The sequence below is a fragment of the Yersinia sp. SCPM-O-B-9106 (C-191) genome (assembly GCF_026183365.1).
Classification (GTDB): domain Bacteria; phylum Pseudomonadota; class Gammaproteobacteria; order Enterobacterales; family Enterobacteriaceae; genus Yersinia; species Yersinia rochesterensis.
On record NZ_CP110791.1, the window covers coordinates 2,283,776 to 2,296,877 of the forward strand.

A 13,102-nucleotide genomic window follows, 5' to 3' on the forward strand; every position below is an offset into this window, starting at 1 on the left:
TTGGTTCTTTTAACTGAAGTTAGTTTTTTTAAACTGAAGTTGGCGTTTGGTTGCGCCGCTTCATATAATCTCGATAGTGATATATCAAGAGTCGTGCCAACTTTTAGTGAAAGTTAATAAGCTGAAAAATAACAAAAAAATATTTTTGACTGTTTGAGAATAAAAGGTAGAGTGATTATTCTCACCAACTATTGGCGAATTTCATCATGAGCGAGCAAATAGAAAACCTGTTAGGCGAAGCAAACTCTTTTGTTGAGGTGCTGGAGCAAGTTTCCGGGCTGGCAAAACTGAATAAGCCCGTGTTGGTGATTGGTGAGCGGGGAACCGGCAAGGAGCTGATAGCCCATCGTTTGCATTATTTATCAGACCGTTGGCAAGGGCCGTTCATTTCACTCAACTGCGCCGCACTGAATGAAAACTTACTCGATTCAGAGTTGTTCGGCCATGAGGCTGGGGCTTTTACTGGCGCGCAAAAACGTCATCTTGGCCGCTTTGAACGCGCCGACGGGGGCACGCTATTTTTAGATGAACTGGCCACTGCGCCGATGTTGGTACAGGAAAAACTATTAAGGGTGATTGAATATGGTCATCTGGAGCGGGTGGGTGGCAGCCAACCCTTACAGGTGGATGTGCGTTTAGTGTGCGCGACCAATGATAACTTGCCCGCACTCGCAGCCGCAGGGAAATTCCGCGCTGACTTACTCGACCGCCTGGCATTTGATGTGGTGCAGCTGCCGCCGTTACGTGAGCGTCAGCAAGACATTATGCTGCTGGCAGAGCATTTTGCTATTCAAATGTGTCGGGAATTAGGTTTGCCATTGTTCCCTGGTTTTACGCCTCAAGCCAAACAGCAATTGTTAGGATATCGTTGGCCGGGCAATGTTCGTGAGCTGAAGAATGTGGTCGAGCGCTCAGTATATCGCCATGGCGATAATAATGAGGCGTTGGATAATATTATTATTGATCCCTTTGCTCGCCGGCCAAGCAGAGAAGATGAAAGTCTCGAGAGCAATAATCCTGGCACCGCAACCGGCGAATTACCCTCCCTGCCCCTTAATCTTAAACATTGGCTACATAACAGCGAATATCACATGCTCCAACAGGCCTTGGAACAAGCGCGGTTTAATCAGCGTAAGGCCGCCAGCCTGTTAGGATTAACTTACCATCAATTACGTGGCATGCTAAAAAAACATGCAATATTAACGGGAGAAAATGAACCACAATAATAAAATCATGCGCAAACTATTCAGGCCAATGTGAATATACTCATCTGATGGAGATCTAATTAACACCTTCCACTCCACGGAGGTACTTATCTTTCACACAAACATTAACTGTTAAATTAATTAGATAAGCGGCTTGGGCAAAGTTGGACAGCCCTTTGGACGAATCACCATACGTTGTATCTTCTGCAATGGCACCGTACCAGCTATCATTAATTTTTATATTAACAGCATTCATTGGAGATTTTCCAGGACGCCACATCACACTCATATTAAATTTCTGTATCACCTTATTATAAATCATAGTGCCATTATCAGCATCACATTGTGATTGTAAACTACCAGGCATAACTGCAAAACTAACGCTATTGAATATGGAAATAATAAATACAAGACTATAGTTGATTAGTTTCATGAGTTAATCTCTATTATATTTTCTGATGAATGAAAATATTAATTTATGACTACAAAATTGTTACTAACATGAACATTCTGTTATCTCCTCCTCGGCTACCATGAATATCCCGTTTGAATTCTGTATGTTCTAAATTACCAAAGCATGCATTTACCATGGGGTTGGTTCCTAACCTCATCACCCAGCTACGCGCCCATCGCATTACTGGCCTTCGGGTATACACCGTGGGAAATGGCCCATCATTAGCTGTTGATCGTGTTTGTACAAATCGGGTGTTGTGGAGGTTAGATTCACTGCGTATTGCACCCCGATATATATAATAGGCGGTTTGAGTGGCTATCTGCTCTGGTTCGATTCTGCGATGCGCCATCCACTCGGATAAATAGGGTGTATAGCGTAATATTCTCGATATTTCGTGATGTTGGCCATGGTCATCGCCCTGCAATAAAAACTCTAACGTAGTGCCTGCGCTATACATATTTTCAGTTGCCCGAATTTGATAAATATAGACTTGGGCATGAACATCACCCTGCGCATCCATACCACGCAAAATTCGCTCAGCATAACGATAAGCAAAACCGCGATTAGATGTCGTCGAAATAAAAGAACTACTAATTAGCCCGCCACCATGATGATGACAACTTCTGCCAGTGAGATGCTCAACAACATTATCATTATCACCCGCCGCACTAAAACCATTATTGAATATATCCTCCAAACCGCGCGTATCAACTCGCCAGACAATATCCGGTGGTTTGGCTTTGCTATTAGACATTATCAGAATACTCACTAAGCATAATGTGATAAATTTAACTAATATCATTAACAACCTCTCATGAAGTATATTAATATCTAATTCTCAACCAGCTAAAATATAAATAAACATAAAATGATCAAGAAAAATATATCTCAAAATCATGGTATTTTATAAACCAAAATCCCTTTATATATAAATAAAACTTATAAATACCAAGGGAGAGATTGCTGGGTTTTATACTTGCTATTAATGTATGGGTGAGTCATAGGCAAAAAAAAAGCCAGCACCCGAGCTGGCTTAAAAAACACTGGAAGCAATGTGAGCAATGTCGTGCTTTTCTGTCAAAAGCCTGAAACTTTAGGCCTTATCCCGAAGAGCAAAGCGATGATAATGGTTATCAATAGCACTTGCAAACACTTTGTTGAGAATTTTTCTCATTACCATACTGATTATGATGAGATTATGCGCGACCTCAGAATAAAATATCTCTCCGCCTAACGATAGACATCCATGATTTCCCAATGAATAAACCATCATTTACTGTTTATTGCTGCAACAAGCAGCAGACGGCACAGTTGTTTTGCTCAATGGATTGGGGGGAGTGTCAGATTACGGTACAATGAGAGTATTGCTTACTGACTGCGAAGCGTTTATGCGTGCTTTATTTATTTGGATGCTGTCGATTTGGATGCTGTCGCTGGCTTGCCTTGCGACCCCAGCACTGGCGCAACCTACCCCGGCCGCCGCCCCCACTCAACCACTGCCGGATATCCGCCAGCGTGGTTTTGTCTATTGTGTCAGTGGGATACTGAATACTTTCAACCCACAGATGGCCAGTAGCGGATTAACCGTCGACACTCTCGCGGCGCAGCTTTATGACCGTTTGCTGGATGTCGACCCTTATACTTACCGGTTAATTCCTGAATTAGCAGAGCGCTGGCAAGTGCTGGATAACGGCGCGACCTACCGTTTTCATTTGCGTAAAGATGTTCCTTTCCAGACCACTGATTGGTTTACTCCCACGCGAAAAATGAATGCTGATGACGTCGTTTTCAGTTTTCAGCGAGTATTTGATCCAAAGCATCCTTATCATGATGTCAACGGTGGTGAATATCCCTACTTTGATAGCTTGCAATTTGCTGACGCGGTACAAAGTGTCCAAAAGCTTGATGACTATACGGTTGAATTTAAACTGAAAGCCCCCGATGCGTCCTTTCTTTGGCATCTGGCGACCCATTATGCGCCAGTGCTTTCAGCTGAATATGCTGATGTCTTAGCCCAAAAGGGCCGACAAGAACAAATTGACCGCGAACCAGTCGGCACTGGCCCTTTCTTGTTAAACGAATATCGGTCTGGGCAATATATCCGCTTGTCCCGTAACAGTGACTATTGGAAAGGTTTGCCGCGCATGCCGCAGGTCGTCATTGACTTGGGCGTAGGAGGAACCGGTCGGTTATCCAAATTATTGACCGGCGAATGTGATGTATTGGCCTATCCAGCCGCGAGCCAGTTATCTATTTTACGCGATGATCCCCGCCTGCGCCTGACGCTACGCCCAGGAATGAACGTCGCCTATTTGGCCTTTAATACCCGCAAACCGCCGCTAAATGACCAACGCGTCCGGCAAGCCATAGCTTTATCAATCAACAACCAAAGATTGATGCAATCAATCTATTACGGTACAGCTGAGACCGCAGCGTCCATTTTACCTCGAGCATCCTGGGCTTATGATAATCAGGCTCAAGTAACTGAATATAATCCAGAAAAAGCCAAAGAAATTCTCAAAGAACTGGGCATCACTAAACTGCAACTCAACTTATGGGTGCCGACGGCATCGCAGTCCTATAACCCCAGCCCATTAAAAACAGCCGAGTTAATACAGGCCGATTTAGCGCAAGTCGGGATTACGGTGAATATCGTGCCAGTCGAAGGCCGCTTCCAGGAAGCTCGCCTGATGGAGATGAACCACGACCTAACACTCTCTGGCTGGTCAACCGACAGTAATGACCCGGACAGTTTCTTCCGCCCATTATTAAGCTGTGCAGCAATTCGTTCGCAAACAAACTATGCTCACTGGTGTGACCCTGAATTTGATGAATTACTGCAAAAAGCCTTACGTTCCCAGCAATTATCGGCACGTATTGAATATTATCAGCAGGCCCAGCGTATTCTGGAGCAACAGCTACCATTGTTGCCCTTGGCGTCATCCTTACGGTTGCAAGCATACCGATATGATATTAAAGGTTTAGTGTTAAGCCCGTTTGGTAATTCTTCTTTTGCCGGTGTGTTTCGCGAAAGTCAATCTCGCGGAAGTCAGAGCGACGAGGGTAAAAAGCCATGATAATCTTTACGTTACGGCGCTTATTGCTGCTGGTGATAACGTTGTTTATGTTGTCATTAGTCAGTTTTAGTCTGAGCTATTTTACCCCTCACGGCCCGTTAAGCGGCGCATCGCTATTGGATGCTTACCAGTTCTATTTCAGCAGCTTGTTCCAGTGGGATTTTGGTGTTTCCAGCATTAATGGTCAGCCGATCAGTGAGCAATTACGCGAAGCTTTCCCCGCCACCATGGAACTCTGTGTTTTAGCTTTTACTCTGGCCCTGTTTGTCGGCATTCCGCTGGGAATTATTGCCGGGGTGATGCGCGGCAAATTTGCTGATATTGCCATTAGCTCAATTGCGCTTCTTGGTTTCTCTATTCCGGTGTTTTGGCTAGCGCTGTTATTGATGCTGTTCTTTTCACTGCACTTGGGCTGGCTGCCAGTCTCTGGGCGGTTTGATCTCTTGTATCAAGTCAAACCCGTCACCGGGCTGGCCTTGGTCGATGCCTGGTTATCAACCTCGCCCTATCGTAAAGAGATGATGCTCAGTGCGCTTGAGCACATGATTTTGCCCATCACGGCTTTAGCCGTGGCCCCCACCACAGAAGTTATCCGCTTAATGCGCACCAGCACCGATGATGTTATCGGGCAAAACTACATTAAGGCGGCGGCCACCCGAGGTTTATCCCGCTTCACCATTATTCACCGCCATGTCCTGCACAATGCGTTGCCCCCCATCATTCCGAAATTGGGCTTGCAGTTCTCAACCATGCTGACATTGGCGATGATAACCGAAGTGGTTTTTAACTGGCCGGGGCTAGGCCGCTGGCTTATCAACGCCATTCGTCAACAAGATTACGCCGCTATCTCCGCAGGAGTGATGGTAGTCGGCTCGTTGGTTATCGTTGTTAATGTGCTATCGGATATTCTGGGCGCGATGATGACGCCGTTAAAGCATAAGGAATGGTATGCCCTTCGATAATGTCTACCGCGAGAAGAAAATGCCCAGCCCGCTGTTGTATACCTGGCGGCTTTTCTATGCTGATGGCCTGGCGATGGTGGGGTTTTACGGTGTCCTGGGGTTGTTGGCCCTGTGTCTGTTGGGCAGCACTCTGGCCCCTTATGCCCTCGACCAACAGTTTTTGGGCTACCAATTACTGCCGCCTTCCTGGTCACGCTACGGTAATGTCTCTTTCTTTCTGGGCACTGATGATTTAGGGCGCGATATTTTAAGCCGCTTATTGGCCGGTGCGGCATCGACTTACGGCTCCGCGCTGCTGGTGACGGTGGCGGCAGCCCTGTGTGGCGTGGTGTTGGGGGTTTTTGCGGGCATCACCCATGGTTTTCGTTCGGCGATTCTTAATCACGTGCTGGATACATTGCTCTCTATTCCATCACTGTTGCTGGCCATCATTGTGGTGGCCTTTGTCGGCCCCAGTTTAGAGCACGCGATGTTCGCCGTCTGGCTGGCACTGTTACCCCGCATGGTGCGCACCATTTATAGCGCCGTGCATGATGAACTGGATAAAGAATATGTGATTGCCGCTCGTCTGGACGGCGCTTCCACCCCGCATATCTTGGCCTACGCCATTTTTCCTAATATTGCATCGGTGTTAGTCACTGAATTTACCCGGGCGTTATCGATGGCGATTTTAGATATTGCGGCATTGGGTTTTCTCGATTTGGGCGCACAATTACCCTCGCCGGAATGGGGCGCGATGCTCGGGGACTCGCTGGATTTAGTCTATGTCGCCCCGTGGACAGTAATGCTGCCCGGCGGAGCCATTTTGGTCAGTGTGTTGTTGGTTAACCTATTAGGTGATGGTATGCGCCGGGCGATTAATGCGGGTGTTGAATAATATGGAGTCGAATAATGCCGTTACTTGATATTCGCAACCTCACGATTGAGTTTATGACCGCTGAAGGAATGGTGAAAGCCGTTGACCGCATCAGTATTACCCTGACTGAGGGTGAGGTTCGCGGGCTGGTCGGCGAGTCAGGGTCAGGTAAGAGCTTGATTGCTAAAGCCATCTGTGGAGTGAGCAAAGACAATTGGCGCATTACCGCTGACCGCTTTCGTTTTGATGACATTGATTTATTGCAATTGACTCCGCGTGAGCGCCGCAAGGTAATCGGCCATAATATTTCGATGATTTTTCAGGAACCGCAATCTTGTCTGGACCCATCCGAAAGTATTGGTCAGCAATTGGTGCAAGCTATCCCCGGTTGGACATACAAAGGCCGCTGGTGGCAACGATTTCATTGGCGCAAACGTCGGGCCATCGAGCTGCTGCACCGGGTGGGGATTAAAGACCATAAAGATATTATGCGCAGTTATCCTTATGAGTTAACAGAAGGCGAATGCCAAAAAGTGATGATTGCTATCGCGCTGGCTAATCAGCCCCGCTTGTTGATTGCCGATGAGCCGACCAATGCGATGGAACCGACCACTCAAGCGCAAATTTTCCGCCTGCTGGCGCGACTTAATCAAAATAACAACACCACGATTTTGCTGATAAGCCATGATTTACAGATGATGAGCAAATGGGCCACTCGGGTTAATGTGCTGTATTGCGGTCAGACTGTAGAAAGTGCAGTTTGCGAAGATCTGTTGGCTACCCCGCACCATCCTTATACTCAAGCGCTAATCCGCGCCATGCCCGACTTTGGTCGCGCTCTGCCACATAAAAGTCGGCTGAATACTTTGCCGGGAGCCATTCCGTCGCTGGAACATTTGCCGATTGGCTGCCGTCTGGGGCCGCGTTGCCCTTATGCACAGAAAACCTGCATTGAAACACCGCGCTTGCGCTTGGTGAAAAACCACGCCTTTGCCTGCCACTTCCCCTTAAATCTGGAGGAGCAATAATGGCCGAGACGTTGCTCGAAGTCCGAAATCTGAGCAAAACTTTCCGTTATCGTACCGGATTATTTCGCCGTCAACATGTCGAGGCGGTTAAATCGGTCAGTTTTACCTTGCGCGAAGGCCAGACTCTGGCGGTGATTGGTGAAAATGGCTCGGGTAAATCCACCTTGGCGAAAATGTTGTCGGGCATGATTGAGCCGACCGACGGTGAATTGCTGATTGATGACCATCGTCTGGTGTATGGCGATTATGCTTATCGCAGCCAGCGTATCCGGATGATTTTCCAAGACCCCAGCACCTCATTGAACCCCCGTCAGCGTATTGGTCAATTGCTGGATGCGCCGCTGAAACTGAATACCGATTTAGATGCCGCGGCACGCGAACAGCGCATTTACCAGACGTTACGCCAAGTGGGGCTGTTGCCGGATCATGCTAATTATTATCCTCATATGTTAGCCTCCGGCCAAAAGCAGCGGATCGCACTGGCGCGGGCCTTGATCCTGCAACCTAAAGTGATTGTTGCCGATGAAGCTTTGGCCTCGTTGGATATGTCCATGCGCTCACAGATTATTAATCTGATGTTGGAATTACAGGAAAAACACGGCATATCCTATATTTATGTAACCCAGCACTTGGGTATGATGAAACATATCAGTGACCAGGTGATTGTGATGCATGAAGGGGCGGTGGTGGAGCGCGGCAGTACCGCCGAAGTGCTGGCTGCGCCCTTGCATGACTTGACCAAACGATTGATTTCCAGTCATTTTGGTGAAGCGCTCACCGCAGATGCTTGGCGGCGGGATACCGCGAACTTCTGACTGACTCACTGCTGACCATGAACGCCAACTCGGTTTTGGCGATATTGAATCTGACTCCGCGATCTCTTGATCGCGGTTTTTTTATACTCCTAAGCTGCCCTTTACCCGGTTACTGGCTAACGTAATGACATTTTTGTTATATATAATAATATGTTATTACTTTTGGTTATTGATTATGGTTTAACGTTATTTTATCTCGCAAACCCAATCGGTAATGATATCCACTGTGTTCATTCTATAAAACAACAGGATATTTCGCCGATGCTGAACCCCCGCTTCTGCCATAACGCCCAACCAGATACCCCGCGACTCGCCCTGTTCATCATTCATCCGCACCCGTCGCAAGGGGCTGCGGCGTGTCACCCACATTTTTTAACTTTGGCGTGTTGCTGCCCTTAACTTGGAGGTCACTATGGTACAATTTAGACGGCAAGATAATGCTCATTGGTATCATGAAACTCAGCGCAGTGGCCGGGCTATTAGCGCGCAAATTACCGACGAAAATGACACGGCACATAGCGGTAACATCAGCAATCCCTATCATGGTGAAAACCTCATTGAACAAGGTGTCTTCCTGCTCGGCTTAGCCAACGATATCCCCACCCCTTTAGGCGATATCTTACAACACCATGCCGCAATTTTATCTGCTTCAGATGCCATGTATCAGGCGCTTTTCCCTCCGGTTGTGGCGTTAGACCCCGAAAATACCTTTTCTCTGTATGACCGGTTAAGTAGCGCCTTGACTGTTGCTCAGGTTACCGGAGTCCAACGATTATGCAGCCACTATGCCGCCCGCCTCACCCCACTTTCCAGCCCGGATGCCTCGCGGGAAAGTAATATACGGCTCACACAAATCACCCAGTATGCACGCCAACTCGCCAGCCAGCCGACCTTGATTGACCGGCATGCGCTGCAACAGTTAGCAGAGGTGGGGCTGACAAATGCAGATATTATTGTTTTATCGCAGATAATTGGTTTTATCGGTTTTCAGGCCAGAGTTGTCGCCGGTTTTTCTGCTCAAGCGGGTTATCCGACCGTCATGCTGCCCGGTTTCCCGCGGATGGAGGATGCCCCCTCAAGCCCATTACCCGAAAGTCAGCCACAATGGCAAGGTTGGCTGCCCTCACTGGCGGAAAATGAGTCTATTACCGCAGAAGAATCACCGGTTGATGTCGAGGTCACACTCAACCAACTGCTCGCATACCATCAAGAGAGTTTGTCAGCCTATAACGCGATTACCGCGCAGTTAGATAACCCAGCGCGAGTTCCCTTTTCACCGACCAGCGAATCTGACTGGCAGGAATTAGTCTCGCTGGTCAGTGCCCGAATCAACGGCAGCCTCTATTGCCAAACCCGGCATCAGCATAATTTGCAACAACTGCCCAGAAATAACTCATTATTAGCCGCGCTACAGATGGGGATTAATTCGGCTTTGATTGACAGTGCGTTAGCCGCCCTGCCCAATAAACAAATGACTCATCAGCTTATCTCTGTTACGGCCGAGCTGACCCGCGCCCCGGAGCGCTTTAGCCACCAGCATATTAGCCCGTTGCTGGCCTTGGGTCTCAGTGATAAACAGCTACTCAGTATTATTTTTTGTATTGCCTCGGCGGGCTGGGCCAACCGCCTACGCCATACACTGGGGCAAACTGTTTGACTCAAGCCCCGTTGCTACCATTATTCTCGGTGGATAATGAGCCATTCTTGGGCAACATCAAAGAAGTGCTGGGCCAGCGGTGTCACCCGCCCTGGCTCAGCTACCACCACCGCAGCATGGCGGTTCATCTTAGGAATCTCCACCGACCTGCGCTGTAACGCCGGGGACATTTCTTCCAGCAAACTGCCTTGCGGGAATAAACCACAGCCCAAGCCGACAAAAATCCCTTGTAGCAATTGGAAGATAGAGGTGCTTTCCAGCCGAATATGTAATGACAGCTCTGCATCGCGAAAATTATTATCCAGATAGCGGCGGAAATAGCGGCTCGGCTCCGCCAAACAAAGTGGCAATGCGGCTACCTGGGAAAGGGTTAGCGGCTCAGTGCCAATCAATTCAGGGAAATGTTCCGGGTGGAATAGCAACTCAACCCCGCCATCAATGAGCGGTTGAGCTTGAAAATGCAGTTCATTCAAAGTGCTCAGTTCGAAAAAACCGATTCCCACATCAACCGAGTGCCCCGTCAGGGCTTCCAGCAGTTGATCAGCACTTAACACTGAGACCCGATAGTCCAGATGGGGGTAGCGCTCACTGGCGCTTTTCAGCAATTGCGCCAATGAAATGCTGCATTGCGGCACTATACCAATCCGTAGCGTGCCATTCAGACCGTGCTTAAGTGATTCCACCTCCAGCTTTAATCCTTGATAGACAGAGACAATTTCTCTCGCCCAGGCTAAAACTCGCTCACCTTCAGCAGTAAATCCTTCAAAATTATTGCCACGGTTTATCAGTGGCACACCCAGCTCCCGCTCCAGATTTTTCAAGCGCATTGACAAAGTTGGCTGGCTGACAAAGCTGGCTTCTGCTGCACGACCAAAGTGCCGTTCGCGCTCCAAATTACACAGATAGATAAGCTGTTTGATATCCATACAAAATCTCAGATTTTCATGATTCGATGCAGTATACCATCGTGCTTCCATCCGGTGTTTTGCCGCACTGCCGTTTTTTAGACCAAAAATTTACATAACTCTGGGATCCAGCACTCAGTTTGCTGCTCGACTCAAGAACTTGCCTGATTAACATTTAACCGAATTTTGGATAATTTCAGACTTTTCATTATAAGCACAATATTGATTTGGCTATTCACATACATTTAACGATATGAACCATGAAATGGGTAAATAGCAGAATATATGCCTGAATAAAATCAGTTCAGCTTTTAATCAAAACAAAAAATCGCCAAAGAGCTAAAACATAAACGTTAATTCTGCATAACATTTGCAACATAGCTGCATCGCGCTGACTGGGATAAATGTAACAGAACATTGCAAAACCCTTGTCTCGTTGACAAAGATAGTGAACATTAACCGCCGCTAAACATCTTATAACAACGCAAAAGGATGCCATCTCGCGCATTCACTTTTGTCTTTTCTGTCATTTATATCTATGTCAGGTAGTGAAAACAGGGGTTTCCGTGTCAACAGCAAACAACCATCAACAACCAAAAGATAGCCAACAGCCACCAAACGGCAGTCAACCCGAAATCAGTTTGAATGCTTTCAAGCAACCGAAAGCGTTTTATCTGATCTTCTCTATAGAACTTTGGGAACGTTTTGGTTATTACGGCCTGCAAGGGATCATGGCCGTTTATCTGGTAAAAATGCTCGGGATGAGCGAAGCCGATTCGATAACCTTATTCTCCTCTTTCAGCGCCCTGGTCTATGGCTTCGTTGCCATTGGTGGTTGGTTAGGGGATAAAGTTCTCGGTGCGAAACGCGTTATCGTGCTGGGTGCGCTGGTGCTGGCGGTGGGGTATTCCATGATAGCCTACTCCGGCCATGATATTTTCTGGGTCTATCTGGGCATGGCAACCATTGCTGTTGGTAATGGTTTATTCAAAGCCAACCCATCCTCCTTGCTGTCAACCTGCTATAACAAAGACGACCCGCGTTTGGACGGTGCATTCACCATGTACTATATGTCCATCAACATAGGTTCGTTCTTCTCTATGATGGCAACCCCATGGTTGGCAGTGAAATATGGCTGGAGCGTCGCATTTTCACTGAGTGTTATTGGGATGCTAATCACTCTGGTGAACTTCTGGTTCTGCCGTAAATGGGTGAAAAATCAAGGTTCTAAACCTGACTTCGCGCCGTTGCAATTTAAAAAGCTGCTGATGGTACTGGTCGGCGTGGTAGCGCTGATTGCGCTGTCCAGTTGGCTGCTGCATAACCAAATAGTTGCCCGCTGGGCGCTGGCGCTGGTGTCTCTCGGCATCATCTGTATTTTTGCCAAAGAGACATTTTCACTGCACGGCATCGCGCGCCGTAGAATGATTGTGGCATTCCTGTTGATGCTGGAAGCGGTGGTGTTCTTTGTGTTGTACAGCCAAATGCCAACATCACTGAATTTCTTCGCCATTCATAACGTTGAACACTCCATCTTGGGGATTAACTTCGAGCCGGAACAATTTCAAGCTTTGAACCCATTCTGGATTATGGTTGCCAGCCCAATACTGGCCGCAATCTATAACAAAATGGGCGATAGCCTGCCCATGCCGCACAAATTTGCCTTCGGCATGGTGCTCTGCTCCGCTGCCTTCCTGGTACTGCCATGGGGCGCAAGCTTAGCTAACGAACACGGTATTGTCTCTGTCAATTGGTTAATCCTCAGCTATGCATTGCAAAGTATTGGTGAACTGATGATTTCTGGCCTGGGTCTGGCAATGGTGGCGCAATTAGTGCCGCAGCGCCTTATGGGCTTCATCATGGGGTCATGGTTCCTGACCACCGCTGCTGCTGCGATGATCGCCGGTAAAGTTGCCGCATTGACCGCTGTGCCAAGTGATATCACTGACGCCCATGCATCACTGGCCATCTATAGCCATGTGTTTATGCAGATTGGTATTGTAACTGCTATCATCGCGGTTCTGATGATGCTGACTGCACCAAAATTGTATCGCATGACATTAGCACCGAGTGACAGCAACAAAGCACCGTCCGCCACAGCCGTTTAATCTGCTGGTTGGTTAAAAGCGCTCCTTCGGGAGCG

The 13,102-nt window shown here is 47.7% G+C and carries 12 protein-coding genes; 8 read left to right on the forward strand and 4 right to left on the reverse strand.

Going from position 1 to position 13,102, the window contains the following annotated elements:
• The first annotated feature begins 206 nt into the window (after window positions 1–206).
• Window positions 207–1,226, forward strand: a complete 1,020-nt coding sequence (pspF, locus tag OP863_RS10460; protein WP_145509930.1) for a phage shock protein operon transcriptional activator — start codon at window positions 207–209, stop codon at window positions 1,224–1,226.
• A 55-nt stretch (window positions 1,227–1,281) separates the two neighbouring features.
• Here pspF and ytxB read toward each other — a convergent pair whose 3' ends face one another.
• Window positions 1,282–1,638 carry a putative AB5 enterotoxin binding subunit YtxB gene (gene ytxB / locus OP863_RS10465; RefSeq protein WP_265525234.1) on the reverse strand — a complete coding sequence of 119 codons (357 nt, stop codon included), beginning with the start codon at window positions 1,636–1,638 and terminating at the stop codon, window positions 1,282–1,284.
• Between the two features lie 49 nt (window positions 1,639–1,687).
• Entirely contained in the window at window positions 1,688–2,413 is a 726-nt protein-coding gene (gene ytxA / locus OP863_RS10470; RefSeq protein ID WP_265525235.1) for a putative AB5 enterotoxin ADP-ribosylating subunit YtxA, read from the reverse strand.
• Between the two features lie 634 nt (window positions 2,414–3,047).
• Here ytxA and sapA point away from each other — a divergent pair.
• The 5 genes from sapA to sapF are packed head-to-tail and all read left to right on the forward strand — an operon-like array spanning window position 3,048 to window position 8,397.
• Window positions 3,048–4,736, forward strand: a complete 1,689-nt coding sequence (gene sapA, locus OP863_RS10475; RefSeq protein WP_038632703.1) for an ABC transporter substrate-binding protein SapA — start codon at window positions 3,048–3,050, stop codon at window positions 4,734–4,736.
• Window positions 4,733–5,698, forward strand: a complete 966-nt coding sequence (sapB, locus tag OP863_RS10480) for a putrescine export ABC transporter permease SapB (protein WP_038632701.1) — start codon at window positions 4,733–4,735, stop codon at window positions 5,696–5,698. Before sapA ends, sapB begins: the two co-directional genes overlap by 4 nt.
• Entirely contained in the window at window positions 5,685–6,575 is an 891-nt protein-coding gene (gene sapC, locus OP863_RS10485; protein WP_038632699.1) for a putrescine export ABC transporter permease SapC, read from the forward strand. The genes sapB and sapC overlap by 14 nt, the downstream gene beginning before the upstream one ends.
• A gap of 14 nt (window positions 6,576–6,589) precedes the next feature.
• Window positions 6,590–7,582, forward strand: coding sequence for a putrescine export ABC transporter ATP-binding protein SapD (gene sapD, locus OP863_RS10490; protein WP_145588941.1), 993 nt, complete (start codon window positions 6,590–6,592; stop codon window positions 7,580–7,582).
• Entirely contained in the window at window positions 7,582–8,397 is an 816-nt protein-coding gene (sapF, locus tag OP863_RS10495) for a putrescine export ABC transporter ATP-binding protein SapF (protein WP_120011271.1), read from the forward strand. Before sapD ends, sapF begins: the two co-directional genes overlap by 1 nt.
• A gap of 186 nt (window positions 8,398–8,583) precedes the next feature.
• Here sapF and OP863_RS10500 read toward each other — a convergent pair whose 3' ends face one another.
• The gene (locus OP863_RS10500; protein ID WP_155409527.1) at window positions 8,584–8,727 is read right to left on the reverse strand and encodes a hypothetical protein; all 144 of its coding nucleotides are present in this window, start codon (window positions 8,725–8,727) and stop codon (window positions 8,584–8,586) included.
• A gap of 82 nt (window positions 8,728–8,809) precedes the next feature.
• Here OP863_RS10500 and OP863_RS10505 point away from each other — a divergent pair, with 82 nt between their 5' ends.
• On the forward strand, window positions 8,810–10,054 hold the full coding sequence (locus OP863_RS10505; RefSeq protein ID WP_265525236.1) for a CMD domain-containing protein: 1,245 nt from the start codon (window positions 8,810–8,812) through the stop codon (window positions 10,052–10,054).
• Window positions 10,055–10,074: 20 nt separating this feature from the next.
• On the opposite strand, the gene OP863_RS10510 is transcribed toward OP863_RS10505, so the two are convergent.
• Window positions 10,075–10,980: a LysR family transcriptional regulator gene (locus OP863_RS10510; protein ID WP_145591381.1), complete on the reverse strand. Its 906-nt coding sequence runs from the start codon at window positions 10,978–10,980 to the stop codon at window positions 10,075–10,077.
• A gap of 545 nt (window positions 10,981–11,525) precedes the next feature.
• Between OP863_RS10510 and dtpA the strand changes: the two genes are divergently transcribed.
• Window positions 11,526–13,067 (forward strand): dipeptide/tripeptide permease DtpA, encoded by a 1,542-nt coding sequence (gene dtpA / locus OP863_RS10515; RefSeq protein ID WP_038632689.1) that lies wholly within the window; start codon window positions 11,526–11,528, stop codon window positions 13,065–13,067.
• Window positions 13,068–13,102 lie beyond the last annotated feature (35 nt).